24 protein-coding genes and 1 other RNA gene are annotated in these 24,590 nt (G+C 55.6%); 14 read left to right on the top strand and 11 right to left on the bottom strand.

Annotated elements, in window-relative coordinates; genetic code table 11:
- Nucleotides 1–60 precede the first annotated feature (60 nt).
- A complete protein-coding gene (gene argO, locus N1249_RS18170) occupies nt 61–696 on the top strand; it encodes an arginine exporter ArgO (RefSeq protein WP_259831863.1) in 636 nt (211 codons plus the stop codon).
- 92 nt (nt 697–788) lie between these two features.
- Nucleotides 789–1,511 (top strand): oxidative stress defense protein, encoded by a 723-nt coding sequence (locus N1249_RS18165; RefSeq protein WP_182063462.1) that lies wholly within the window; start codon nt 789–791, stop codon nt 1,509–1,511.
- Between the two features lie 42 nt (nt 1,512–1,553).
- Here the strand turns inward: N1249_RS18165 and argP are convergent, their stop codons facing one another.
- A complete protein-coding gene (gene argP, locus N1249_RS18160) occupies nt 1,554–2,447 on the bottom strand; it encodes a DNA-binding transcriptional regulator ArgP (protein ID WP_003860089.1) in 894 nt (297 codons plus the stop codon).
- 189 nt (nt 2,448–2,636) lie between these two features.
- Here argP and rpiA point away from each other — a divergent pair, with 189 nt between their 5' ends.
- Both rpiA and serA read left to right on the top strand, forming a co-directional pair.
- Nucleotides 2,637–3,296 carry a ribose-5-phosphate isomerase RpiA gene (gene rpiA / locus N1249_RS18155; RefSeq protein ID WP_014071676.1) on the top strand — a complete coding sequence of 220 codons (660 nt, stop codon included), beginning with the start codon at nt 2,637–2,639 and terminating at the stop codon, nt 3,294–3,296.
- A 267-nt stretch (nt 3,297–3,563) separates the two neighbouring features.
- Nucleotides 3,564–4,796: a phosphoglycerate dehydrogenase gene (gene serA, locus N1249_RS18150; protein ID WP_259831862.1), complete on the top strand. Its 1,233-nt coding sequence runs from the start codon at nt 3,564–3,566 to the stop codon at nt 4,794–4,796.
- A 96-nt stretch (nt 4,797–4,892) separates the two neighbouring features.
- Here the strand turns inward: serA and N1249_RS18145 are convergent, their stop codons facing one another.
- The 3 genes from N1249_RS18145 to zapA all read right to left on the bottom strand — a co-directional run bounded on the left by N1249_RS18145 (nt 4,893) and on the right by zapA (nt 6,068).
- Nucleotides 4,893–5,489 (bottom strand): 5-formyltetrahydrofolate cyclo-ligase, encoded by a 597-nt coding sequence (locus N1249_RS18145; protein WP_259831861.1) that lies wholly within the window; start codon nt 5,487–5,489, stop codon nt 4,893–4,895.
- Between the two features lie 24 nt (nt 5,490–5,513).
- Nucleotides 5,514–5,697: non-coding RNA, 6S RNA (ssrS, locus tag N1249_RS18140), on the bottom strand.
- A 41-nt stretch (nt 5,698–5,738) separates the two neighbouring features.
- Nucleotides 5,739–6,068, bottom strand: coding sequence for a cell division protein ZapA (gene zapA / locus N1249_RS18135; RefSeq protein ID WP_014071673.1), 330 nt, complete (start codon nt 6,066–6,068; stop codon nt 5,739–5,741).
- A gap of 168 nt (nt 6,069–6,236) precedes the next feature.
- Between zapA and N1249_RS18130 the strand changes: the two genes are divergently transcribed.
- The 8 genes from N1249_RS18130 (at nt 6,237) to N1249_RS18095 (ending at nt 16,297) form a co-directional block, all read left to right on the top strand.
- Nucleotides 6,237–6,815 (top strand): YecA family protein, encoded by a 579-nt coding sequence (locus tag N1249_RS18130; RefSeq protein ID WP_259831860.1) that lies wholly within the window; start codon nt 6,237–6,239, stop codon nt 6,813–6,815.
- A 31-nt stretch (nt 6,816–6,846) separates the two neighbouring features.
- Nucleotides 6,847–8,160, top strand: coding sequence for a Xaa-Pro aminopeptidase (gene pepP / locus N1249_RS18125; RefSeq protein WP_259838213.1), 1,314 nt, complete (start codon nt 6,847–6,849; stop codon nt 8,158–8,160).
- On the top strand, nt 8,157–9,335 hold the full coding sequence (gene ubiH / locus N1249_RS18120) for a 2-octaprenyl-6-methoxyphenyl hydroxylase (protein ID WP_259831859.1): 1,179 nt from the start codon (nt 8,157–8,159) through the stop codon (nt 9,333–9,335). Before pepP ends, ubiH begins: the two co-directional genes overlap by 4 nt.
- Before the next feature lie 12 nt (nt 9,336–9,347).
- The gene (gene ubiI / locus N1249_RS18115; protein WP_259831858.1) at nt 9,348–10,550 is read left to right on the top strand and encodes an FAD-dependent 2-octaprenylphenol hydroxylase; all 1,203 of its coding nucleotides are present in this window, start codon (nt 9,348–9,350) and stop codon (nt 10,548–10,550) included.
- A gap of 429 nt (nt 10,551–10,979) precedes the next feature.
- Nucleotides 10,980–12,074 carry a glycine cleavage system aminomethyltransferase GcvT gene (gene gcvT, locus N1249_RS18110; RefSeq protein WP_259831856.1) on the top strand — a complete coding sequence of 365 codons (1,095 nt, stop codon included), beginning with the start codon at nt 10,980–10,982 and terminating at the stop codon, nt 12,072–12,074.
- 23 nt (nt 12,075–12,097) lie between these two features.
- Complete coding sequence (gene gcvH, locus N1249_RS18105) at nt 12,098–12,487, top strand: glycine cleavage system protein GcvH (RefSeq protein WP_166717536.1); 390 nt, start codon at nt 12,098–12,100, stop codon at nt 12,485–12,487.
- 123 nt (nt 12,488–12,610) lie between these two features.
- Nucleotides 12,611–15,484, top strand: a complete 2,874-nt coding sequence (gene gcvP, locus N1249_RS18100) for an aminomethyl-transferring glycine dehydrogenase (RefSeq protein ID WP_259831855.1) — start codon at nt 12,611–12,613, stop codon at nt 15,482–15,484.
- A 69-nt stretch (nt 15,485–15,553) separates the two neighbouring features.
- Nucleotides 15,554–16,297 (top strand): SDR family oxidoreductase, encoded by a 744-nt coding sequence (locus N1249_RS18095; RefSeq protein ID WP_259831854.1) that lies wholly within the window; start codon nt 15,554–15,556, stop codon nt 16,295–16,297.
- Nucleotides 16,298–16,300: 3 nt separating this feature from the next.
- Here N1249_RS18095 and N1249_RS18090 read toward each other — a convergent pair whose 3' ends face one another.
- From N1249_RS18090 to N1249_RS18065, 6 genes are all read right to left on the bottom strand, one after another.
- The gene (locus N1249_RS18090) at nt 16,301–16,801 is read right to left on the bottom strand and encodes a protein disulfide oxidoreductase (protein WP_259831853.1); all 501 of its coding nucleotides are present in this window, start codon (nt 16,799–16,801) and stop codon (nt 16,301–16,303) included.
- The gene (locus N1249_RS18085) at nt 16,791–17,393 is read right to left on the bottom strand and encodes a DsbA family protein (RefSeq protein ID WP_259831852.1); all 603 of its coding nucleotides are present in this window, start codon (nt 17,391–17,393) and stop codon (nt 16,791–16,793) included. Before N1249_RS18085 ends, N1249_RS18090 begins: the two co-directional genes overlap by 11 nt.
- A 1-nt stretch (nt 17,394) precedes the next feature.
- Complete coding sequence (locus tag N1249_RS18080) at nt 17,395–19,404, bottom strand: protein-disulfide reductase DsbD (protein WP_259831850.1); 2,010 nt, start codon at nt 19,402–19,404, stop codon at nt 17,395–17,397.
- A 48-nt stretch (nt 19,405–19,452) separates the two neighbouring features.
- The gene (locus N1249_RS18075; protein ID WP_259831849.1) at nt 19,453–19,812 is read right to left on the bottom strand and encodes a copper resistance protein; all 360 of its coding nucleotides are present in this window, start codon (nt 19,810–19,812) and stop codon (nt 19,453–19,455) included.
- 125 nt (nt 19,813–19,937) lie between these two features.
- Entirely contained in the window at nt 19,938–21,371 is a 1,434-nt protein-coding gene (locus tag N1249_RS18070) for a 6-phospho-beta-glucosidase (RefSeq protein WP_259831848.1), read from the bottom strand.
- A gap of 116 nt (nt 21,372–21,487) precedes the next feature.
- Nucleotides 21,488–22,219 carry a MurR/RpiR family transcriptional regulator gene (locus N1249_RS18065; RefSeq protein ID WP_014071659.1) on the bottom strand — a complete coding sequence of 244 codons (732 nt, stop codon included), beginning with the start codon at nt 22,217–22,219 and terminating at the stop codon, nt 21,488–21,490.
- 52 nt (nt 22,220–22,271) lie between these two features.
- Between N1249_RS18065 and yqfB the strand changes: the two genes are divergently transcribed.
- Together yqfB and trhA are read left to right on the top strand one after the other, a co-directional pair.
- Nucleotides 22,272–22,583 (top strand): N(4)-acetylcytidine aminohydrolase, encoded by a 312-nt coding sequence (gene yqfB / locus N1249_RS18060; RefSeq protein ID WP_182062341.1) that lies wholly within the window; start codon nt 22,272–22,274, stop codon nt 22,581–22,583.
- Between the two features lie 165 nt (nt 22,584–22,748).
- Nucleotides 22,749–23,408 carry a PAQR family membrane homeostasis protein TrhA gene (gene trhA, locus N1249_RS18055; protein WP_014071656.1) on the top strand — a complete coding sequence of 220 codons (660 nt, stop codon included), beginning with the start codon at nt 22,749–22,751 and terminating at the stop codon, nt 23,406–23,408.
- A 67-nt stretch (nt 23,409–23,475) separates the two neighbouring features.
- Here trhA and ygfZ read toward each other — a convergent pair whose 3' ends face one another.
- Nucleotides 23,476–24,456: a tRNA-modifying protein YgfZ gene (gene ygfZ / locus N1249_RS18050; protein ID WP_259831847.1), complete on the bottom strand. Its 981-nt coding sequence runs from the start codon at nt 24,454–24,456 to the stop codon at nt 23,476–23,478.
- Nucleotides 24,457–24,590 lie beyond the last annotated feature (134 nt).

Raw genomic sequence — 24,590 nt, 5'->3', positions numbered from 1 at the left:
CCGCTAATGACATTCTCACAGTATAGTCTGCTGCAAAGACAATTCTGAGAGATTTACGTCATGTTATCCTATTATTTTCAAGGTCTTGCCTTAGGCGCGGCCATGATCCTTCCGCTCGGCCCCCAGAATGCATTCGTGATGAATCAGGGCATTCGCCGTCAGTACCATCTGATGATTGCGCTGCTGTGTGCGATAAGTGATTTGCTGCTGATTTGCGCCGGAATTTTTGGCGGTAGTGCACTGCTAATGCAGTCGCCCTGGCTGCTGGCGCTGGTTACCTGGGGTGGCGTGGCGTTTCTGTTGTGGTACGGTTTTGGTGCGCTGAAAACCGCCATGAGCAGCAATCTTGAATTAGCCACGGCCGAGGTCATGAAACAGGGGCGCTGGAAGATTATCGTCACCATGCTGGCGGTCACCTGGCTTAACCCGCATGTGTATCTCGATACCTTTGTCGTCCTGGGAAGCCTTGGCGGGCAGCTGGATGTGGAGCCAAAACGCTGGTTTGCGCTTGGCACGGTCAGTGCCTCTTTCCTGTGGTTCTTCGGCCTGGCGATACTGGCGGCCTGGCTGGCCCCCCGTCTGCGCACGGCGAAAGCACAGCGCATCATTAATACGCTGGTGGGTGTCGTGATGTGGTTTATCGCTTTCCAGCTGGCAAAAGACGGTATTCAGCATGTACAGGGTTTACTCAACTAAGTGTTGTCTTATGGACAACTGAACAAGACCCGCTAAGCTTGCTGGCATGTGCCCTGTTGATAGGGCACTCTTCGCAACATGGAGGAATGACAGTGAAGTTTAAAGTGATGGCCCTGGCGGCATTAGTAAGTTTAGGCGCGGTATCGGTTCAGGCGAATGAATTGCCTGCTGGCCCGCACATTGTGACTTCAGGCACGGCAAGTGTGGATGCCGTTCCGGATGTGGCAACGCTGGCAATCGAAGTGAATGTGGCCGCAAAAGATGCCGCTTCTGCCAAAAAACAGGCAGACGATCGTGTTGCGCAATATCTCTCTTTCCTCGAACAGAATGGTGTCGCGAAAAAGGATATCAACTCCGCAAACCTGCGCACCCAGCCTGATTACGACTACCAGAACGGCAAAAGTATTCTGAAAGGTTACCGCGCGGTGCGTACCGTTGAGGTCACGCTGCGTCAGCTCGATAAGCTTAATTCATTACTGGATGGCGCGCTGAAAGCAGGTCTGAACGAAATTCGTTCTGTCTCACTGGGTGTTGCGCAACCTGAAAAATACAAAGACGAAGCGCGCAAAGCGGCCATTGATGATGCAATTCATCAGGCGCAGCAGCTGGCTTCAGGCTTTAACAGCAAACTTGGCCCGGTGTATAGCGTGCGTTACCACGTTTCTAACTACCAGCCAAGCCCGATGGTTCGGATGATGAAGGCCGATGCTGCGCCGGTTTCTGCCCAGGAAACTTACGAGCAGCCGACTATCCAGTTCGACGATCAGGTTGATGTGGTGTTTGAGCTGGAACCCGCTCAAAAATCCGCTCAGTAAACCAGTAGGCCGGGTAAGCCTGGCGCCACCCGGCGTATTTTTTTAATCCTGCCTCAACACCTTATGCCCGAATGCCAGCAGTGCATCTGTTACGTTGCGCATCATGCGGCTTTCCGGCGCAAAACGGTGCCAGTAAAGCATCCGGCGCTGGTACAGCCCCGGCGTTAAATCGATAAGCTCACCGCTTTTTAACTCTTTCTCAATTTGCAGATGCGGGATCATGCAGCAGGTGGTTCCCTGACGCGCGAGCTGCACAAAGGCTTCGGACGAGTTCACAATGTGGCACGGCACGCTGCCAGGCGGCAGGTCGAAGTTTTGTTGCAGGAAGGCCTGATGCATATCATCAAGATGGTCGAACGCAACGGCAGGGGCTTTAAGCAGCGCCGCGCGGGTAACGCCATTCGGGAAGTAGCGTTCTGCGAAAGCCTTCGAACCGACAAACAGGTAATCCAGCGCACCGAGCTGATCCACAAGGCAGCTTGGCAGCGCTTGCGGCTGAATACTGACAGCACCCACCACTTCCCCGCGCCGCAGGCGTTCCTGGGTGCGGGTTTCGTCTTCTACCTGTAAATTCAGGCGAATAGGGGAGTCTGCCAGTACCGGGGCAAGCGCCGGTAACAGCCAGGTTGCCAGACTGTCGGCGTTCACCGCCAGCGACAGCAGCAGCGGCGTGGAGCCGGTCTGTTCATCACCCAGCCATTCATCTTCCAGCAGTTCAACCTGGCGGAGCAGAGCAAGGAGCTTCTGACCTTGTTCCGTTGGGCGAGGGGGAACGGTACGCACCAGCAGCGGCTGCCCGAACATGTTTTCAAGCTGTTTGATACGTTGTGAGACTGCGGATTGAGTGATGCACAGCTTTTGCGCCGCGCGCTCAAAACCTCGTTCACGAATAACCGCATCAAGTGCCTGTAGTGTTCTGTAGTCCGGACGTTTCATTGCTCTGGCTTACTCCTGAAATGTGCTTATTCAGCACTATGACACAAATTTACGTTTGATACAGACGAAATGCACCCACATCGGATCTGTCACGGCTTTGCGCGGTTATGTGATAGTGGTCACAGGGACATTTCCCGCTTACGTGTTCTATAATGCGCCCTGAGTTTTCACACCACAGGCAAAAAGATCATGACGCAGGATGAACTGAAAAAAGCAGTAGGATGGGCCGCTCTCCAGTACGTACAGCCAGGCACTATTGTGGGTGTTGGTACGGGGTCGACGGCGGCGCACTTCATTGATGCCCTGGGCACGATGAAAGGGCAGATCGAGGGTGCAGTATCCAGCTCCGATGCTTCCACGGAAAAGCTGAAAAGCCTTGGCATTACCGTGTTTGACCTGAACGAAGTGGATCGCCTGGGGATCTACGTTGACGGCGCTGATGAGATCAACGGCCACATGCAGATGATCAAAGGCGGTGGCGCGGCGCTGACGCGTGAGAAGATCATCGCTTCCGTTGCGGATAAGTTTATCTGTATCGCGGATGCCTCTAAGCAGGTTGATATCCTGGGCAAATTCCCGCTGCCAGTTGAAGTGATCCCAATGGCGCGCAGCGCAGTGGCGCGTGAACTGGTGAAGCTGGGGGGGCGCCCGGAATACCGTCAGGGTGTTGTGACTGACAACGGTAACGTGATCCTGGATGTGCACGGTCTGGAAATTCTGGATGCCATTGCGCTGGAAAATGCCATCAATGGCCTTCCAGGCGTAGTAACCGTAGGGTTATTTGCCAACCGTGGCGCGGATGTTGCCCTGATCGGTACGGCTGACGGCGTGAAAACCATCGTGAAATGATCTGACGGGGGGAACTCTCCCCCCGCTAAAAAATTTTTGAAAAGCTAAATTCGGTGACTTGTGTCACGTTTTTGCCCCTCTTTTGCCGATCCTGCCGCTTTCGTAAATTTACGCAGCATTTTCCTCTGTCATTTTGCCCTGTATGACTTTTCTTCAGAGTGCCGACGCAAACGTTCATATTGCTGCAATAGTTTTTTTTGATATGTTGGCTAGAGCGGATTCAAATCCAGCACAACATCAGTTCAGACAAAAAACAGGGTCGGGTAAATGGCAAAGGTATCACTGGAGAAAGACAAGATTAAATTCCTGCTGGTAGAAGGCGTGCATCAGAAAGCACTCGATAGCCTTCGTGCAGCGGGTTACACCAACATCGAATTTCACAAAGGCGCGCTGGATACTGAAGAGCTGAAAGCGTCCATCCGTGATGCCCACTTCATTGGCCTGCGATCCCGTACTCACCTGACTGAAGACGTTATCGCTGCGGCGGAAAAGCTGGTTGCTATTGGTTGCTTCTGTATCGGCACCAACCAGGTTGACCTGAATGCTGCTGCAAAGCGCGGTATTCCTGTCTTTAACGCCCCGTTCTCTAACACCCGTTCTGTTGCGGAGCTGGTGATTGGCGAACTGCTGCTGCTGTTGCGCGGTATTCCGGAAGCGAACGCCAAAGCACACCGCGGCGTGTGGAACAAACTGGCGTCTGGCTCTTTCGAAGCGCGTGGCAAAAAACTGGGTATCATCGGTTACGGCCACATCGGTACGCAGCTGGGTATCCTTGCTGAATCCCTCGGCATGAACGTCTTCTTCTACGATATCGAAAGCAAACTGCCGCTGGGGAATGCTACCCAGGTTCAACACCTGTCTGACCTGCTGAACATGAGTGATGTCGTGAGCCTGCATGTGCCGGAAAACGCCTCCACTAAAAACATGATGGGTGCAGAAGAGCTGGCGCTGATGAAGCCTGGTTCACTGCTGATCAACGCCGCGCGCGGCACCGTTGTCGACATCCCGGCGCTGTGTGATGCGCTGAAGCGTAAACATCTGGCGGGTGCGGCGATTGACGTATTCCCGACCGAGCCGGCAACCAATAGCGATCCGTTTACGTCTCCGCTGTGCGAGTTCGATAACGTGATCCTGACACCACACATTGGTGGTTCAACTCAGGAAGCGCAGGAGAACATCGGCCTGGAAGTGGCGGGTAAACTGAGCAAATACTCCGACAACGGTTCTACGCTCTCTGCGGTGAATTTCCCGGAAGTGTCTCTGCCGCTGCACGGTGGCCGTCGTTTGCTGCACATTCACGAAAACCGTCCTGGCGTACTGACCGCAATTAACCAGATTTTTGCTGAGCAGGGTGTCAACATTGCCGCACAGTATCTGCAAACGAACTCGCAGATGGGTTACGTGGTTATCGATATTGAAGCGGATGAAGATGTGGCCGAGAAAGCGCTGCTGAGCATGAAGGCGATCCCGGGGACTATCCGCGCGCGTCTGCTTTACTGATAGAGCGGTCTGTGGTGTCGGGTGGCGGCTGCGCCTTACCCGACCTACGTTGAGTTTTTGTAGGCCGGGTAAGCGTTAGCGCCACCCGGCTTTATTCTACCAGGTCCAGGTTTTACTGGGCGTCACCACCGCAGGCAACGGCACATCCCATTTCTCTACCGGCAACGCCTCTACGCCCTGACAATCATGCGCATAGCCCACTGGCTGCAAACCATACTGCTGCCAGTTTTGCAGTGTTCTGTCATAAAAACCGCCACCCATTCCCAGACGCTGGCCTTGTTCATCAAACGCCACCAGTGGGGTTACCAGTACATCCAGCTCCGCAAGCGGGAGCACGTCGCGCACGTCCAGTTTCGGCTCGGTGATTTTCAGACGATTGACCACCAGTTCGCTGTGCGGATGGTAGTTCAGGAACAGCAGGTTACCCTCGCTAAACGGATGCAATACCGGCAGGTAAACCTTTTTCCCGGCGCGCCAGAGTTGTTCGATAAGCGGCTGGGTATCCAGTTCGCCATCAAATGACAGAAACAGGGCGACCGTATGTGCCATCACAACCGGTGGGTATGCCATCATGCGTGCAGCGGCCTGCTGGGCGAAATGAGTTTGCTGTTCGGGGGTTAACGCACGACGGCGTTTACGGATTAACTGACGGATGTCCTGGCGTGAGGCAGAAACTTCAGAAAGTAGAGTCATGGTAGTCGGTAGAAGAAGAGAGAGGGAATCTCCGAGATGCCGCCGCAGGCTGTAACCCTTGAACCCTTGGTTCAAGGTGAATGTGTCGTCATAGTTTTAAGGCTTCTCGGACGGGCCGAGCATGCTCACCAACCATGGAGCGCCACATTCTTGTGGTATGAAATATCGGCTCAGGGGACTGGCCCGCTTGCGAACATCTCAGAGAAATTTTGTCTTCCCAGTTACTCTACCATAGTCAACTGAGAAGTGTTATTCAAACTTTGGTCCCGGTCTTTCGGGAGTGCGACCTTGATCAAGCAATGCCTGTTCAATGGTCTGCTGGAGCATTTTAATACGCTGCTCCATGCTTGCCGCGTAGTCGCGGGTCTTTGCTTTTTCCTGAGTCAATTCATAGCTGATGTTCAACGCGGCGATAAAGACCAGCTGCTCAGTATTTGTGACTCTAGTGCGTTCTTTTAGATCTTGCAACCGCTGATTCAAATCGTCCGCAGCCTGATTCAAAGCATCCCTTTGTTCAGGTGGACAATTCACTCGCAGTGAACGGCCAAAAATCTGGAGATCGACGGGTTGTGCAGACATGCCACCTTCCTGCTGATTGACTGCGCTGCCTTCGCTTACTGCCCCGGGGGCCGCGAAGGGGCGACACTATAGCTACCCTGATGTGAAGATACAAGCCCTTTTCTGGTATCACCAGGGTCCAAAGTGGTAGCATATCATGAATATTCCTCCCAACGATGACGAATGCGCATGTCTATACAGAACGAAATGCCTGGTTACAACGATTTAAGCCAGTTACTGAACCAGCAAGGGGTGGGCTTAACCCCTGCCGAAATGCATGGTCTGATCGCCGGGATGCTGTGTGGCGGAAACAGCGACAGCTCATGGCAGCCGCTGGTTCACGACCTGACGAACGAAGGGCTGGCATTTGGTCACGAGCTGGCTGAAGCGCTGCGTAAAATGCACTCCGCAACCAGCGACTCGCTGGAAGATGACGGCTTCCTTTTTCAGCTTTATCTGCCTGAAGGCGACGATGTTAGCGTCTTCGAACGCGCTGATGCGCTCGCAGGTTGGGTAAACCACTATCTGCTGGGTCTTGGCGTGACACAGCCTAAGCTCGATAAAGTCACCGGCGAAGCGGGTGAAGCTATCGACGATCTGCGCAACATCGCGCAGCTTGGCTATGACGAAGAGGAAGACCAGGAAGAGCTGGAAATGTCCCTCGAAGAGATTATTGAGTACGTACGCGTTGCGGCGCTGCTGTGCCACGACACCTTTACGCGCTCGCAGCCAACCGCGCCGGAAGTGCGCAAGCCAACCTTACATTAAGAAAAATAACGCACAGGAGGGTGTCATGGTTATCTCGAATCAAGAGTATTCTCGCCGTCGTCAGGCGCTGCTGGCAAAAATGCAGCCAGGAAGCGCCGCGCTAATTTTTGCCGCGCCTGAAGTGACGCGCAGCGCCGACAGCGAATACCCCTATCGCCAGAGCAGCGATTTCTGGTACTTCACCGGGTTTAACGAGTCTGAAGCGGTACTGGTGCTGATTAAGAGCAATGACACCCACAACCACAGCGTGCTTTTCAACCGCGTGCGGGATTTAACCGCCGAAATCTGGTTTGGCCGTCGCTTAGGCCAGGAGGCCGCGCCTGCAAAGCTCGGTGTCGATCGCGCTCTGGCGTTCAGCGAAATCAACCAGCAGCTTTATCAGTTGCTTAACGGTCTGGACGTGCTCTACCACGCGCAGGGCGAATATGCCTGGGCCGATGAGATTGTCTTCAATGCGCTGGATAAGCTGCGAAAAGGTTCGCGTCAGAACTTATCTGCGCCAGCTACGCTCACGGACTGGCGCCCGGTGGTGCACGAGATGCGTCTCTTCAAGTCAGAAGAAGAAATTGAAGTGCTACGCCGTGCAGGTGAAATCAGCGCGCTGGCGCATACCCGTGCGATGGAAAAGTGCCGTCCCGGGATGTTTGAATACCAGCTCGAAGGCGAGATCCACCACGAGTTTAACCGCCACGGCGCGCGCTATCCGTCCTACAACACCATCGTGGGCGGCGGCGAAAACGGCTGCATCCTGCACTACACCGAGAACGAAAGTGAACTGCGTGCTGGTGATCTGGTGCTGATTGACGCTGGTTGCGAATATCAGGGCTATGCAGGCGATATCACCCGTACTTTCCCGGTAAGCGGCAAATTCACGCCTGCGCAGCGCGCAATTTATGACATCGTTCTTGAGTCACTGGAAACGGCACTGACGCTCTATCGCCCGGGCACTTCCATTCAGGACGTCACCGGTGCAGTGGTGCGGATCATGATTACCGGACTGGTGCGTCTTGGCATTCTGAAGGGGGAAGTGGATACCCTGATCACCGAAAATGCCCATCGTCCGTACTTTATGCATGGCCTGAGTCACTGGCTGGGGCTGGATGTTCATGATGTGGGCGCCTACGGTTCTGAACGTTCGCGCGTGCTGGAACCGGGCATGGTGTTAACCGTTGAACCGGGTCTGTATATCGCCCCGGACGCCGATGTGCCGCAAGAGTACCGCGGGATTGGCATTCGTATTGAAGATGACATCGTCATCACCGAAACCGGCAATGAAAACCTGACTGCCTCTGTTGTGAAAAATGCCGACGACATTGAGGCGCTGATGGCAGCGGCACGCGTATGAGCGTGATCATCGTTGGCGGTGGCATGACAGGGGCCACGCTGGCTCTGGCCATTTCTCATTTAACGCAGGGGAAGCTTCCGGTTCACCTGATTGAAGCTATCGCACCTCAGACCACCGAGCATCCGGGTTTTGATGCCCGCGCAATTGCGCTGGCACAAGGCACCTGCCAGCAGTTAGCGCGCATAGGGATCTGGCAGGCTATCGCCGACTGCGCGACTGCCATCGAAACAGTGCACGTCAGCGATCGCGGCCATGCGGGATTTGTTACCCTTGATGCGCAGGATTATCGCATCGACGCGCTGGGTCAGGTTGTTGAGCTGCACGACGTTGGGCTCCGCCTGTTCCGCTTGTTACAGGATGCACCTGGTGTGACCTTACACTGCCCGGCGCGCGTGACTCATTTCAGTCGCAGCGAAGATGCCGTTAACGTCACGCTTGACGATGGCACGACACTTGACGGCCAGCTGCTGGTTGCAGCAGATGGTTCCCGCTCTGCGCTGGGTACTCAGTGTGGCGTGGAATGGCGCTCGCAACCTTATGGACAGGTGGCGGTCATTGCGAATGTCTCTACCCAGAGCGAGCATCACGGGCGTGCATTTGAGCGTTTTACGCAGCATGGCCCGCTGGCGATGTTGCCGATGGCGCAGGATCGCTGTTCGCTGGTGTGGTGCCACCCGCAAGACAAGGCGGATGACGTGCTGTCCTGGAGCGATGAACGTTTTTGCACTGAGCTGCAAAAAGCCTTCGGCTGGCGACTTGGGCGCATCACCCACGCGGGGAAGCGGTCTGTTTATCCGCTGTCGCTGACGACTGCGTCCCAGTCGATTTCCCATCGCGTTGCGCTGGTGGGGAATGCCGCGCAAACCCTGCATCCGATTGCGGGCCAGGGTTTTAATCTGGGCCTGCGCGATGTCATGAGCCTGGCGGAATCGCTGGCGCAGGCGTGGGGAGAACAAAAAGATTGTGGTGCGTATTCGGTGCTTAGCCATTATCAGAAGCGCCGCCATGCCGATAAAGAGGCCACAATCGGCGTCACGGATGGCCTGGTGCATCTGTTCGCTAATCGCTGGGCCCCGCTGGTTGCCGGGCGCAACCTCGGGCTGATGGCGATGGAATTATTTATCCCGGCACGTGATGTGCTGGCGCAGAGGACTCTTGGTTGGGTCGCTCGTTAAGGAGTTATCACCGTGCAGAATGTTGATGTCGCCATTGTCGGCGGCGGAATGGTCGGGCTGGCGCTGGCCTGTGGTTTACAGGGGAGCGGCCTGCGTGTGGCCGTGCTTGAGCAAAAACAGCCTCAGCCCGTTGCACAGGATGCGCCGCCAGAATTGCGTGTGTCGGCCATTAATGCCGCCAGCGAAAAACTGCTGACCCATCTGGGCGTGTGGTCGGATATTGCCGCGCACCGCGCCAGTTGCTATCACGGAATGGAAGTGTGGGACAAAGACAGCTTTGGCCACATTGCTTTTGATGACGAAAGCATGGGGTACAGCCATCTGGGGCATATTATTGAAAATGCGGTGATCCACCATGCGCTTTGGCAAAAAGCCCAGCGCTGTAGCGATGTCACGCTGATGGCACCGGCGCAAATCCAGCAGGTAGCCTGGGGCGAAAATGAAGCATTCCTTACCCTGCAAAGCGGCGATATGCTCACCGCGCGGCTGGTGGTGGGGTCCGACGGTGCGAACTCCTGGCTGCGAAATAAAGCGGATATTCCGCTGACCTTCTGGGACTATCGCCATCACGCGCTGGTGGCCACGATCCGTACCGAAGAGCCACACGGCGGCGTGGCGCGTCAGATTTTCCATAATGACGGTATCCTGGCATTCCTGCCGCTTGCCGACCCGCACCTGTGCTCCATTGTCTGGTCGCTGGTGCCGGAAAAAGCGCAACGGATGCAGGAAGCCACGCCTGAAGAGTTTAACCAGGCGCTGTGCGTTGCCTTCGATAATCGTCTGGGGTTGTGCACCCTTGAAAGCGAACGGCAGGTGTTCCCGCTTACCGGTCGCTATGCGCGTCAGTTCGCGGCGCACCGTCTGGCGCTGGTGGGTGATGCGGCGCATACCATTCATCCGCTGGCCGGGCAGGGGGTTAATCTGGGCTTTATGGATGCTGCAGAGCTGGTTGATGAGCTGCGTCGTTTGCACCGTGAAGGCAAAGATTTTGGTCAGCATTTATACCTTCGTCGCTACGAACGTAGCCGCAAGCACAGTGCCGCAATGATGCTGGCAGGAATGCAGGGCTTCCGCGAGCTGTTCGCTGGCGCAAACCCGGCCAAAAAGCTGCTGCGTGATATCGGTCTGAAACTGGCCGACACCCTCCCGGGCGTAAAACCGCAACTCCTTCGTCAGGCGATGGGTCTTAACGATCTGCCGGACTGGCTACGCTAACTTAGATACCCGTCACACTTTATTTTCCCGGCCTCTGCGCCGGGGAAATCCCCTCGTTTGAAATATTCTAATTCCACGCCATTTTTCGCATTAGATTATCTAATCTTACGTTTTTTATGTTACGGAAATTCGGCCCGTTTTCCCGCATGAAATATCACCATGTGCTAAATCATGTTGGCATGATGTTAATTTTATGCGGGGTTAATCGCATTTTGCCAGTGAATAACTCTGTAGGCTTTTTAGCGATTTTTAGTCATAAGCTAATGTGATGACCCGCTTTGCCTTATGGTTAATCACCGGTTTCGGTGGTAACTTCAGGTAAAAGAGAACGTTTGCGTCGACGTCCGTAAAGTGATGCCGACGCCGGGTTTCGTGGCGATTTTGGGCGCATGAAACGCAAGATAGCCCTGCTTATTCAACGAGGAAAAGATGGCTCAACAGACTCCTTTGTACGATCAACACGTGTTATGCGGCGCGCGCATGGTGGATTTCCATGGCTGGATGATGCCGCTGCACTACGGCTCACAGATTGATGAGCATCATGCGGTGCGCACCGATGCCGGTATGTTCGACGTGTCCCATATGACCATTGTCGACCTGCGCGGTAGCCGCACCCGGGAGTTTTTGCGTTATCTGCTGGCAAACGACGTTGCAAAACTGAAGACCCCAGGCAAAGCGCTCTACACCGGGATGCTCAATGCTTCCGGCGGCGTGATTGATGACCTGATTGTTTATTACTTCACTGAAGATTTCTTCCGCCTCGTTGTAAACTCCGCCACCCGCGAAAAAGACCTCTCCTGGATTTCCCAACACGCTGAACCTTTCTCTGTCGATATCACTGTTCGTGACGATCTGTCGCTGATCGCCGTACAGGGGCCGAACGCGCAGGCAAAAGCCGCTTCTCTGTTCAGCGATGAACAGCGTAAAGCAACGGAAGGGATGAAGCCGTTCTTCGGCGTGCAGGCAGGCGATCTGTTTATCGCGACCACCGGCTATACCGGTGAAGCGGGCTACGAAATTGCCATGCCGAATGAGAAAGCCGCTGATTTCTGGCGTGCGCTGGTAGAAGCGGGCGTGAAGCCGGCAGGCCTGGGCGCGCGCGATACCCTGCGTCTGGAAGCCGGGATGAACCTCTACGGGCAGGAAATGGATGAAAGCGTGTCTCCGCTGGCAGCTAACATGGGCTGGACCATTGCGTGGGAACCCGCTGACCGTGAATTCATTGGTCGTGAAGCGCTGGAAATCCAGCGTGAAAAAGGCACCGAACAGCTGGTCGGCCTGGTGATGACCGAAAAAGGCGTGCTGCGCGGCGAACTGCCGGTACGTTTCACCGATGCTAACGGCAATCACCGCGAAGGCATTATCACCAGCGGTACCTTCTCTCCGACTCTGGGCTACAGTATTGCACTGGCACGTGTACCGGCGGGAATTGGCGAAACGGCGGTGGTGCAAATCCGCAACCGCGAAATGCCGGTCAACGTGACCAAACCGATTTTTGTTCGCGCCGGTAAGCCGGTCGCCTAATCATTTTTATCAGGAGAAATTCAATGAGCAATGTGCCAGCAGAACTGAAATACAGCAAAGAACACGAGTGGCTGCGCAAAGAGGCGGACGGCACTTACACCGTAGGGATCACCGAGCACGCGCAAGAGCTGCTGGGCGATATGGTGTTTGTTGATCTGCCGGAAGTGGGCGCGACCGTAGGTGCAGGCGACGATTGCGCGGTTGCGGAATCTGTTAAAGCGGCATCCGACATCTATGCACCCGTCAGCGGCGAAATCGTTGCCGTGAACGATGCACTGAGCGACTCCCCGGAGCTGGTGAACAGCGAGCCATATGAAGGCGGCTGGATCTTTAAAATTAAAGCCAGCGACGAAGCGGAAGTTGCCGCGCTGCTGGACGCAACCGCGTACGAAGCCCTGTTAGAAGACGAGTAACCGTTTTTCTCCCTCTCCCTATGGGAGAGGGCCGGGGTGAGGGTGCCCATTTCCCCTCACCCTAACCCTCTCCCACAGGGAGAGGGAATCTTAATTCACTGCACGTTTCAGGAACCATCGCTCATGACACAGACTTTAAGCCAGCTTGAAAACCGTGGCGCTTTTATTGAACGTCACATTGGGCCGGATGCTCAGCAACAGCAGGAGATGCTGAACACGGTTGGCGCGGATTCATTAAACGCACTGATCGGCCAGATAGTGCCAAAAGACATCCAGCTTGCAACACCGCCGCAGGTAGGTGAAGCCACCACAGAATTCGCCGCACTGGCGGAGCTGAAGGCGATTGCCGGCCTGAACAAGCGCTACAAGTCTTACATTGGCATGGGCTACACCAACGTGCAGTTACCGCCGGTTATCCTGCGCAATATGCTGGAAAACCCGGGCTGGTACACCGCTTACACCCCTTATCAGCCAGAAGTGTCTCAGGGCCGTCTGGAAGCGCTGCTGAACTTCCAGCAGGTCACGCTGGATCTGACTGGCCTGGATATCGCTTCCGCGTCTCTGCTGGATGAAGCAACCGCTGCGGCAGAAGCCATGGCGATGGCCAAACGTGTCAGCAAGCTGAAAAACGCCAACCGCTTCTTCGTGGCGGCAGATGTTCACCCGCAAACACTGGACGTGGTACGCACCCGTGCGGAAACCTTCGGTTTTGACGTGATTGTTGATGATGCGGACAAAGTGCTGGATCACCAGGACGTCTTCGGCGTGCTGCTGCAACAGGTTGGCACTACCGGTGAAGTACACGACTACAGCCCGCTGATTGCCGAACTGAAGGCCCGCAAAGTGGTCGTTAGCGTCGCCGCTGATTTCATGGCGCTGGTCTTACTGACTGCACCAGGCAAACAGGGTGCGGATATTGTATTCGGCTCTGCACAACGCTTCGGCGTACCGATGGGCTACGGTGGCCCGCACGCGGCATTCTTCGCCGCTAAAGATGAATTCAAACGCTCTATGCCTGGCCGTATTATCGGGGTATCGAAAGATGCTGCCGGTAACACCGCACTGCGTATGGCGATGCAGACTCGTGAGCAGCACATCCGCCGCGAGAAAGCGAACTCCAACATTTGTACCTCACAGGTTCTGCTGGCAAACATCGCCAGCCTGTATGCCGTCTTCCACGGCCCGGCTGGCCTGAAGCGCATTGCCGGTCGTATCCACCGCCTGGCGGATATTCTGGCCTGCGGCCTGCAACATAAAGGCCTCAAGCTGCGCCACGCTCATTACTTTGACACCCTGTGTGTTGAAGTGGCAGACAAAGCGGCTGTTCTGGCACGCGCCGATGCGGCAGAAATTAACCTGCGCAGCGATATTCACAACGCAGTGGGCATTACGCTGGATGAAAGCACCGCGCGTGAAGATATCCTGAATCTGTTTAACGTGCTGCTGGGTGACTCTCACGGTCTGGACGTTGATTCACTGGATAAAGAGGTGGCGCACGACAGCCGCTCCATCCAGCAAACCATGCTGCGTGACGATGCCATCCTGGCGCACCCGGTGTTCAATCGCTATCACAGCGAAACCGAGATGATGCGCTATATGCACTCTCTGGAACGCAAAGATCTGGCGCTCAACCAGGCGATGATCCCGCTGGGCTCTTGCACCATGAAGTTGAACGCCGCGGCTGAGATGATCCCAATCACCTGGCCTGAGTTTTCTGAGCTGCATCCGTTCTGCCCGCCAGAGCAGGCTGAAGGTTATCACCTGATGATTAACCAGCTTTCTGACTGGCTGGTGAAACTGACCGGTTACGATGCACTCTGTATGCAGCCAAACTCCGGCGCACAGGGTGAATATGCTGGTCTGCTGGCGATCCGCCACTATCACGAAAGCCGCAACGAAGGGCATCGTGATATCTGCCTGATCCCAAGCTCTGCCCACGGTACTAACCCGGCCTCTGCCCAGATGGCAGGGATGGAAGTGGTCGTTGTGGCTTGCGATAAGAACGGTAACATCGACCTGGCTGACCTGCGCGCAAAAGCTGAGCAGGCGGGCGATAAGCTCTCCTGCATCATGGTGACTTACCCGTCTACCCACGGCGTGTACGAAGAGACTATCCGTGAAGTGTGCGAAGTGGTGCATCAGTTTGGCGGCCAGGTATACCTTGATGGCGCCAACATGAACGCCCAGGTTGGCATTACCTCTCCGGGCTTTATCGGCGCGGACGTGTCGCACCTGAACCTGCACAAAACCTTCTGCATTCCACACGGCGGTGGCGGCCCGGGTATGGGTCCAATCGGTGTGAAAGCGCACCTGGCACCGTTCGTTCCGGGTCACAGCGTCGTGCAAATCGAAGGGATGCTGACCCGTCAGGGCGCGGTATCTGCGGCACCGTTTGGTAGCGCATCTATCCTGCCTATCAGCTGGATGTATATCCGCATGATGGGTGCGGAAGGGCTGAAGCAGGCAAGCCAGGTGGCTATTCTGAATGCCAACTACATTGCGACTCGCCTGAAGTCTGCCTTCCCGGTGCTCTATACCGGCCGCGATGGCCGTGTGGCACACGAATGTATTCTGGATATTCGTCCGCTGAAAGAGCAGAGCGGTATTAGTGAACTGGATATCGCCAAACGTCTGATCGACTACGGCTTCCACGCCCCAACCATGTCGTTCCCGGTAGCGGGTACCCTGATGGTTGAGCCAACGGAATCCGAGAGCAAAGCCGAGCTGGACCGCTTTATTGATGCGATGCTGGCGATCCGCATGGAGATCGATCGCGTGCTGGACGGCGAATGGACGCTGGAAGATAACCCGCTGGTTAACGCGCCACACACCCAGCACGAGCTGGTGGCAGAGTGGAACCACGGTTACACCCGTGAGCTGGCCGTCTTCCCGGCAGGCGTGGCGAACAAATACTGGCCGACCGTGAAACGTCTTGATGACGTTTACGGTGACCGTAATCTGTTCTGCTCCTGCGTGCCGATGAGCGAATACCAGTAATTTCTTTGCCATACTGTAGGCCGGGTAAGCGCAAGCGTCACCCGGCTTTTTTTTATCCGGAGATTGTGAATGGCTATTGCACTTGTGACCGGTGCCAGCCGCGGAATTGGTAAAGCCACCGCGCTACAGCTGGCAGATGAAGGCTACACCGTTGCGGTGAACTATCACCACAACATCAAGGCGGCAACGGATGTCATCAGGTCAATTGTTGATGCGGGCGGGAAAGCTTTTGCCGTGCGTGCAGATATCAGTGATGAAGCGCAGGTACTGGCGATGTTCGAAAGCCTTGACCGCGAAGGCGAGCCGCTGACCGCGCTGGTAAACAACGCCGGGATCCTGTTTGAACAATCCACCATCGAAAACTTGTCTGCCGAGCGTATCAACTGCGTGCTGGCCACCAATGTGACGGGCTATTTTCTCTGTTGTCGTGAAGCGGTGAAACGCATGTCGCATAAGCATGGCGGACAGGGCGGGGCTATTGTGAATGTCTCTTCGGCGGCGTCACGCTTAGGCGCACCGGGGGAATATGTGGACTATGCCGCATCCAAAGGGGCGGTGGATTCCCTGACCACCGGCTTGGCGCTGGAGGTGGCCGCGCAGGGCATTCGCGTCAACTGCGTGCGTCCCGGGCTGATTTACACCGATATTCACGCCTCGGGCGGCGAGCCGGGGCGTGTGGACAGGGTCAAGTCTCTGCTGCCAATGCAGCGCGGCGGCCAGCCGGAGGAGGTCGCTCAGGCCATTGCCTGGCTGCTGAGCGACAAAGCTTCCTATGTGACCGGCAGTTTCCTGGAGCTTGCTGGCGGGAAATAAAACCTACGACGCCAGCCACAGCCGCAGGCGTATGCCCCAGCTGCTGGTCCAGCCGGTGGTGATCGACTTCACCTCACCGTGAGAAATGACCACCAGCGTCGGCGTTACCTGAACGTCCCACTGACGCGCCAGCTCTCCGCTGGCGTCATTGACCGTCGGCAACGTCATCTTCTTCTTCACAAGCCACGTCTTCAGCATGGCGTTATCGCCAGAGCGCAGCGCAACGGACATCACGTTGCCACCGTCTGCGGCAAGTGCCGCTACGGATGGCGTGGTGTAGCGGCATACGCCACACCAGGTCGCCCAGACGTAGACCAGCAGCGGCCGATCCCTGCTCATGGCGGCAAGATCAACGGGCTCACCGTCGAGGGTTTGCAGCGCCGTCGCGGAGAAATTCTGCGACAGCGCAGGCTGACGGAAATAGTCCACCGCGATGCTCACGGCAATGCCAATCGACAGCCACAGCACGAGCTCGCGCAGCAGGCGCGTGAGTTTACTTGCCACGGGCGGATGCCAGCTGTGCTTTCACCAGCTCCTCCAGATCGTCAAAGGGGATCGCACCCGCAACCATCTGGTCACCGATAATCGTCGCCGGAGTGCCCTGGATATTAAGCACCTGCGACAAAATCAGGTTCATTTTCAGCGAGTCCATGGTTTTTTCATCCGTCGTGATGTTGTCCGTGCCGGTCTTCACCCGCGCCGCCGCGATGCTGGCATCATCGTGATAGCCCTTTTTCATCATCAAACGCTGGTGCAGCGGCCAGAACGTATCGGGCTGCTGACGCCATACTGAGAGCGCTGCTTTAGCGGCATTCACCGAGCTTTGTCCCTTGAACGGCAGCAGCTTAATGATCAACTGCACGTCGGGGTTATCGCGCACGATTTTCTCCAGCATGGGGTCGAACTGCTTGCAGTAAGGACAGTTGTAGTCAGTGAACGAGACAATGGTCAGCTTTGGCTCCCTGGCGCCAGTTCGCGGGCTGTAGGGGTCGTTAAACAGCAGTTCTGCCAGCTGGTCATCAGACGATTGTTCGGGGGGGGCCGCCATGCTGAACGTTGATAAAGACAGCAGCAGTAAAGCAACAAAAGCTCTCATGTTATTTTCCTTTCGCATCGGACAGGGTGGTTAACACCGCTTCGCGGCTTAATAGCGCAGGCAGCACGTGGCCCTGCGGAAGTCCTGGTCCGTAAATCTGGTTAAACGGCACGGCGGCGCTGCCGCGCGTGGTTAAGAACTGGCTAATGCTGGCGGAGGGGCGACTCCAGTCGCCGCGCAGGGCGACAATATCCGGCGCTGAAAGCGCGTTCTGTACGTCGTCGCGAAGCAGAACGTTGTATTTATTGGCTTTACAGGTCACGCACCAGTCGGCGGTGACGTCGACGAAGACACGCTTGTTCTCCACCAGCGCGCGGGCAATGGCCTGTTCGCTAAGCGGCTGCCAGTTCACCCGATCGCGCCGGGTGCTCTCTCCTCCTGAGCCGGTCACAAACGCGACAGTACCCGCAACCACAATGGCTAAGGCTCCGGCGCGCAGTGCCGTTTGCCAGCGGTAGCGCCAGGCCGTCACCAGCAGCAGAATGAGGATCAGCACCACACCCAGCGTGATGACGGGCAGGGTGCCAATATGTACGACCAGCAGGCTCAGCAGCCACAGCGACGAGCCGAGCATCATCAGGCCAAGGACGACCCGCACGGCGTTCATCCAGCGACCGGGGCGCGGCAGCCGCTGTGCCAGCCCCGGCCAGGCGACGACAAATAGCCAGGGCAGGCTCATTCCGATCCCCATCGCCAGGAAAATGCCCCAAAGCAGCGGGAGCGGCGCCGCCAGCGCCACCGACACGGCAGTACCGAGAAACGGCGCGGTACACGGCGTCGCCAGCAGGGTGGCAAAAGCGCCTTGCCAGAAATGGCCCGCCAGCCCATTGCCGCCACGCGTGGCGAGGAAGGTGCTGGCAGAAGAGGGAAGCCGGATCTCAAATAGCCCCAGCAGACTGGCGCTGAACAGCACCATCACCAGCGCCATCGCAGCGATAAACCACGGATTCTGAAACTGGATGCCCCAGCCGAGCGCCTGGTTGCCTAAACGTAACACCGTCATCATCAGCGCCAGCGCGAGGAATGAAATAACTATCCCGCATACCGAAGCCAGAAACTGCCTGCGTACCTGACCGCGCGCCTGATGTTCGGTTTGCATCAGCGTACCAAGCTTCATTGCCAGCACGGGCAGTACGCAGGGCATCACGTTGAGGATTAACCCACCCACCAGCGCCATCAGCAATACCCAGCCTAAGGCAGGGGCTGGCGCAGAGCTGCCTTGCCCGATAAGCAGGCTGGACTCCTGCGCCTGACCGCTATCGGCCAGCACCAGAGACAGGGTTTTACCGCTGAGATTCGGTGCCGTCTCGCCCCAGCTGTCGGACACCGGCACGGTGGCCGTGAGCGTGCCGTTGCGCACGGAGAAGCTCGGCTTGCCGAAATCGATATCATCCATGCTGTCGATAAAGAGCGATGGCTGCTGCCAGCCCGCGTCGCGTTGCGCGGTCACCGTCAGCTTGCCGGAGGCGTAGCGAGCACTAAGCGCAGACGTCAATCCACTGCTGAGCGGTAGCGTGCCCATCGCCCGGTTGAAATCATAATCAAAGCCACTGCCCGTTGAGGCCGTCAAATCCAGTGAGAACGGGTAGTCGGTCAGAATACAGACGTTGCTACAGGTGGACAGCGTCAGCACGCCGCCAAGGCATTCAGGCACGTTGCCGCGCAGGGTGATGGGGAAACTGACGTTGCCGTGATATCCCTGCGTGGTGATACCCGCCACGTCGAAACGCTCGGGTGTTGGCCAGCGCCAGAGCGCCTCCAGCGGTTGATGCCAGGTTATCGCCGGGGCAATCCCGCCTTCTCCCGGCGATCGCCAGTAGGTTTTCCAGCCTTTCTGTAAGGCAACGTCGAGCAGCAGGCTGGTTTCGCCGCTGTTTTCAGTTTGGGCACGCAGCCTGACGCTGGCGTGTTGATTATCGGCGGCGCGCAGCCAGCCCGTGTCGGCGGCCTGGCTGAGGGGCAGCCATAACCAAAGCAGGCCGACCAGCAGTCGCCTGAATACAGTAAACATAAATTTTCTCCGTAAATGATGAATTAACCTGATGTGTCAGGCGAATGCTCATTCACGGAAGACGCATAATCGCAGATGCACCCGCAATCGGGGTGGGGAGATAACGCGGGGAGGCCACAAACGCTCGTGGCGCGGTGGAATCGCTGCCAGCAAAGCCAGCAGAAGGGTAACGGCGAATAGTGCGCTTTCAAACAGCACAGGCGGCGCCGCCATCAGTGATTTTGCGCTGAGTTCGCACGGCGTCACCGGTGCGTCGCTGCTCTCCTGACCCTGCTGAATGGACTGGGCTGAGGCGGTGGCATTCATGACAAGCGCGTGCATCCCGGCCATCCGTTGGGCGGTGCATATCAGCACCACCAGACAGGCCAGGGCTACAAGCAGGATTGCTTTGCGTTGTCGCTTGATCATGTTCGCCTCAAATATTCACGAGGCTTATCTTATAGGGCGCAGGTTTTTTGGCAACGCGAAAGCTGTAAAGAAGTGTCTGGAAGATAAGTGGTTTGCCCTCTCCTGCGGGAGGAGAGGGCGAAGGATCACAGCTGTTCGCCGTTGCTGGCGATCACACCTTTGTACCACTCGAAGCTCTTTTTGCGGGAGCGGGACATGTCGCCGGTGCCGTCGTCGTGTTTGTTCACATAGATAAAGCCGTAGCGTTTGCTGTACTGGCCGGTGGTGAATGAGACACAGTCGATGCAGCCCCACGGGGTGTAGCCCATCAGATCAACGCCATCGTAAGTGACCGCTTTCATCATCTCTTCCACGTGAGCACGCAGGTAGTCGATACGATAGTCATCGTTGATGCTGCCGTCTTCTTCCACTTTGTCGTATGCGCCAAAACCGTTTTCGACGATAAACAGCGGCTTCTGATAACGCTCGTACAGTTCACACAGGGAATAACGCAGGCCCACCGGGTCAATCTGCCAGCCCCAGTCGGATGCTTTTACGTGCGGGTTCGGCACGCTGCCTTCGAAGCCGGAAATGGCATCGCCGGTACCGCCTTCCGCTTTTACGGCGTTGGTCATGTAGTAGCTGAAACCTAAATAGTCACAGGTACCGTCACGCAGGATCTGTTCGTCGCCCGCTTCCATTTTGATGGAGAAACCACGGCGTTCCCACTCGTTCAGCACGTAAGACGGGTAGTAACCACGCAACTGCACGTCGGTAAAGACATAGCGTTCGCGCATGGATTCCTGAGCAAACATCACATCTTCAGGTTTGCAGGAGAACGGGTAGAGCGCAACCATCGCCAGCATACAGCCGACTTTCATTTCCGGGTTAATACGGCGTGCCGCTTTCACCGCCAGAGCGCTGGCCACGAACTGGTGGTGCAGCACCTGGTACATGGTTTCTTCCGGGTTGTCGTGTTCGGTATAGACCACGCCAGAGCAGCAGTAGCCGAACAGCGGCGCGCGCCAGTTGCGCTGGTTGTTGATTTCGTTGAAGGTCATCCAGTATTTGACCTTATTTTTGTAGCGCTCGAAGACCACTTCGGAGAAGCGTACAAAGAAATCCACCACTTTACGGTTGGTCCAGCCGCCGTATTCCTGCACCAGGTGCAGCGGCATTTCGAAGTGGGAGAGGGTGATCACCGGCTCGATGTTGTATTTCAGCAGCTCATCGAACATGTCATCGTAGAACTTCAGCCCTTCTTCATTTGGCTGCGTTTCATCACCTTTCGGGAAGATGCGGGTCCAGGCGATAGAGGTACGGAAACATTTGAAGCCCATTTCAGCAAATAGCTTGATGTCTTCTTTGTAGTGGCCGTGGAAGTCGATGGCTTCGTGGTTTGGGTAGTATTTGCCTGGCTCCACTCGCTGGGTGATTTCACGCGGTACACCGTGGGCGCCGCCAGTCAGCACGTCGCAAATGCTTGGCCCTTTACCGTCTTTGTTCCAGCCGCCTTCAACCTGGTGCGCCGCAACTGCGCCACCCCATAAAAAATCTTTTGGTAAGGTGAGTTTTTTCATCTTTGCTATTCTCAATTTATGACTTAATGCGTTCGAGTCTAGCAAAGCGGAATTAAATGTCACGATATAACAATTCTCAGAAAATGTGATTTGTCACATCGAAAAAACAGGGTGTTTTATTCTGTTAATTTCTTCGCCAGTTTACGCCCCAGTGATTCCAGAATATAGATGACGGGAATTTGCGTTGTAATATCGTAAACGCCGGCAATACGCGTTTGCGGAACATGCCAGGAGAGATTAAAGTCTGCCAGCTTTGCCAGTCGGGAGTGCTCATGGCTGGTAATCGACAGCACCTTGCAGTGGTGAAGGCTGAACTGGCTGGCGAAACGCAGGATCTCTTCTGTTTCTCCCGAAACGGAAAGCACGATCGCCAGCGCATTTTTCGCCATGTCATTAGTTACCGGGAAATAAGGATCATCGATATGGTTGCTGAATTTTCCGATATTCGAGAAAAAACGTGCGCCATATTTTGCAAGCGAACCTGATGTGCCAGCACCCACAAATATAATGCGCTCAGAGGATAATATAATATCAACGGCATCATCTAATAACGCATCGAACTCTTCATTATTGACGCTTTTAAAGAAGCTAATAATTTCGCTGGCACCGAAATTTGCCTGCTGGGGTTCGTTCTGCTCTAAATAGAGTTTAAAGCGCACGCGGAATTCGGAGTAGCCTTCACAGCTGAGCTTGCGGCAAAAACGCAGGATAGTGGTGGTCGAAACCCCTGCCGCATCCGCCAGTTCACGGATGGTCATGTACATCACTTTGTCACGATTTTTAATGACATAGTTGTAGACCATCATCTCCAGATTGTTGAGACTGGCAACGGCGGAATGGGAGAACATGCTCACAGTGGCTACACTCACTCATCAGACTTTATCTTCAGGGAATAATAACATGCAGCCAAACGACATCACTTTTTTTCAGCGCTTTCAGGATGACATTCTGGCCGGGCGTAAAACCATCACTATCCGTGACGAAAGTGAATCCCATTTTAAAACCGGCGATATCCTGCGCGTTGGGCGTTATGAAGATGACGGCTATTTTTGCACCATCGAGGTGACAGGCACGTCGACCGTCACGCTGGATACACTGACGGAAAAACATGCCGAGCAGGAAAACATGACGGTGGGGACGCTGAGAAGTGTGATCGCTGAAATCTATCCGGGGCAGACCCAGTTTTATGTGATTGATTTTAAATGCGTTTAAAATAAATAAACACATTTGTTAGCTGAAATGTTTTTGTAACTATCTGATTGTAAATTGGAAAATTGAGAGTTAACTTTATTTTAGCTAACAGGTGTTCACTGGAATCATTCTCAGTTAGCATAGTCAGGCGATGAATAATCATCTTTTGTTTTCCCGGAGTTACTTATGGTGAGCAAGCCATTAATCGCACAGGGATATTCGCTGGCTGAGGAAATAGCCAACAGCATTAGCCACGGCATTGGCCTGGTATTTGGGATTGTCGGTTTAGTGTTACTGCTGGTGCAGGCGGCGGATACCAATGCCAGCGCCATGGCGATCACCAGCTACAGCCTGTATGGCGGGAGCATGATCCTGCTGTTTCTGGCATCGACGCTGTACCACGCTATTCCGCATCAGCGGGCCAAGATCTGGCTCAAGAAATTTGACCACTGCGCTATCTATCTTCTTATTGCAGGCACCTACACGCCGTTTTTGCTGGTGGGGTTAAACTCGCCGCTGTCGCGTGGCCTGATGATTGTTATCTGGAGCCTGGCGCTGCTGGGTATTCTGTTTAAGCTGACCATTGCGCACCGGTTTAAGGTGTTGTCGCTGGTGACGTATCTGACGATGGGATGGCTATCGCTGATTGTGGTGTATCAGCTGGCAATCAAGCTTGCGGCGGGTGGGGTAACCTTGCTGGCCGTGGGCGGGGTGGTCTATTCGCTGGGCGTGATTTTCTACGTCTGTAAGCGTATTCCATACAACCATGCTATCTGGCACGGCTTTGTGCTGGGCGGCAGCGTATGTCACTTCCTGGCGATTTATTTGTATGTTGGGCAGGTGTAGTTTTTTGCACCGTGCGGTCTGATGCCCTCACCCCGGCCCTCTCCCACAGGGAGAGGGAGGGTAATCATTACTCTTCCAGTGAATACGGCAGTGGCTCGATGCTCAGGGTTTTGGCATCGTCACGCACGCGGAACACGCTGTCTGGCTCCATGTCGTTATTCATGACCGCCTGCACCAGCACGCGGCCATCGTCCAGCTGTACTGCGGCTAAAACCGTGCCGGTACGGCGCCAGTTTTCACCCATTTTCAGCTCCAGATCTTCACCGGCTTCCGGCACGCGGCTGGCGTGGCCTGCCAGCGTCCACAGCGCGCGTTTATTCGCACCACGGAATTTTGCGCGCGCGACCATTTCCTGGCCGGTGTAGCAGCCTTTCTTAAAGCTAATGCCCCCCAGCGCCTGTAGGTTGGTGGCCTGCGGGATAAATTGCGCGCTGTTCGCCGCATCAATGACCGGCAGCCCGGCTTCAATGTTGAGTGCCAGCCACTGTTGGCTATTATTCAACTGAGCTTCACCACGCAAGGCGTCGGTGACGCGTTCAGCGGTGGCTACGTCGGTCACCAGCAGGAAACGCTCCGTCGGGTGCTCAAACCACAGGATTGAGGTCGCGCCGTCTTGCACCAGCTGCGTTTCGGCATCCGGCAGCTCGCTGAACAGATTTTTCAGGGCTGCGCGCGCCTGGAACCCGGCAACGCCAAGCAGGACATGCTCATCGTCTGGCGCGATGGTGACTTTGGAAAAGACCGCGTATTTTTTCAGTTCGGTCAGCTGGGCATCGCGCAGGCTGCGGCGCTCAATTAGCGCGAACCCGCCCTGGCGGCGGAACAGACGCAAGTTGCTCCACATTTTGCCTTTCGGGTCGCAGTGCGCGGCCAGTAAATGCTGGTGTTCCGTCATCTGGCTGACGTCAGCAGTGACCTGACCCTGCAAATATTTTTCGCTGTCGGCACCGGTCAGTGTCGCCAGCGCCCAGTCATCAAGAGTAATAAGCGTCAGCGGCAGACGCGCAGAGGCGACGGGCTGGCGAGGAGAAAATGGAGTAAAAGCCATAGTGATGTCCTGAATTGCTTAACGCTTTGATAATGCCTAATGGTAAAAGAGACTGTTGTCATTGCAAGCGCTTTCAGCAGACCATTCGTGCCATATCTGACTTCTGCGTAGCGCAACGCAAAATAGTGTAATCC

It is taken from the genome of Enterobacter sp. CP102 (genome assembly GCF_025152625.1).
Lineage (GTDB): Bacteria > Pseudomonadota > Gammaproteobacteria > Enterobacterales > Enterobacteriaceae > Enterobacter > Enterobacter soli.
The sequence above is the reverse complement of the archived record's forward strand: the minus strand, read 5'-3'. Positions and strand labels throughout refer to the sequence as shown.

Coding starts and splice junctions, on each gene's coding strand:
- N1249_RS18065 (WP_014071659.1), bottom strand. CDS start 22,219: ATGTTCTCCCATTCCGCCGTTGCCAGTCTCAACAATCTGGAGATGATG.
- gcvT (WP_259831856.1), top strand. CDS start 10,980: ATGGCTCAACAGACTCCTTTGTACGATCAACACGTGTTATGCGGCGCG.
- N1249_RS18080 (WP_259831850.1), bottom strand. CDS start 19,404: ATGTTTACTGTATTCAGGCGACTGCTGGTCGGCCTGCTTTGGTTATGG.
- gcvH (WP_166717536.1), top strand. CDS start 12,098: ATGAGCAATGTGCCAGCAGAACTGAAATACAGCAAAGAACACGAGTGG.
- zapA (WP_014071673.1), bottom strand. CDS start 6,068: ATGTCTGCACAACCCGTCGATCTCCAGATTTTTGGCCGTTCACTGCGA.
- gcvP (WP_259831855.1), top strand. CDS start 12,611: ATGACACAGACTTTAAGCCAGCTTGAAAACCGTGGCGCTTTTATTGAA.
- yqfB (WP_182062341.1), top strand. CDS start 22,272: ATGCAGCCAAACGACATCACTTTTTTTCAGCGCTTTCAGGATGACATT.
- serA (WP_259831862.1), top strand. CDS start 3,564: ATGGCAAAGGTATCACTGGAGAAAGACAAGATTAAATTCCTGCTGGTA.
- ygfZ (WP_259831847.1), bottom strand. CDS start 24,456: ATGGCTTTTACTCCATTTTCTCCTCGCCAGCCCGTCGCCTCTGCGCGT.
- N1249_RS18095 (WP_259831854.1), top strand. CDS start 15,554: ATGGCTATTGCACTTGTGACCGGTGCCAGCCGCGGAATTGGTAAAGCC.
- argO (WP_259831863.1), top strand. CDS start 61: ATGTTATCCTATTATTTTCAAGGTCTTGCCTTAGGCGCGGCCATGATC.
- N1249_RS18085 (WP_259831852.1), bottom strand. CDS start 17,393: ATGAGAGCTTTTGTTGCTTTACTGCTGCTGTCTTTATCAACGTTCAGC.
- argP (WP_003860089.1), bottom strand. CDS start 2,447: ATGAAACGTCCGGACTACAGAACACTACAGGCACTTGATGCGGTTATT.
- ubiH (WP_259831859.1), top strand. CDS start 8,157: ATGAGCGTGATCATCGTTGGCGGTGGCATGACAGGGGCCACGCTGGCT.
- N1249_RS18130 (WP_259831860.1), top strand. CDS start 6,237: ATGTCTATACAGAACGAAATGCCTGGTTACAACGATTTAAGCCAGTTA.
- rpiA (WP_014071676.1), top strand. CDS start 2,637: ATGACGCAGGATGAACTGAAAAAAGCAGTAGGATGGGCCGCTCTCCAG.
- trhA (WP_014071656.1), top strand. CDS start 22,749: ATGGTGAGCAAGCCATTAATCGCACAGGGATATTCGCTGGCTGAGGAA.
- N1249_RS18070 (WP_259831848.1), bottom strand. CDS start 21,371: ATGAAAAAACTCACCTTACCAAAAGATTTTTTATGGGGTGGCGCAGTT.
- N1249_RS18145 (WP_259831861.1), bottom strand. CDS start 5,489: ATGACTCTACTTTCTGAAGTTTCTGCCTCACGCCAGGACATCCGTCAG.
- N1249_RS18075 (WP_259831849.1), bottom strand. CDS start 19,812: ATGATCAAGCGACAACGCAAAGCAATCCTGCTTGTAGCCCTGGCCTGT.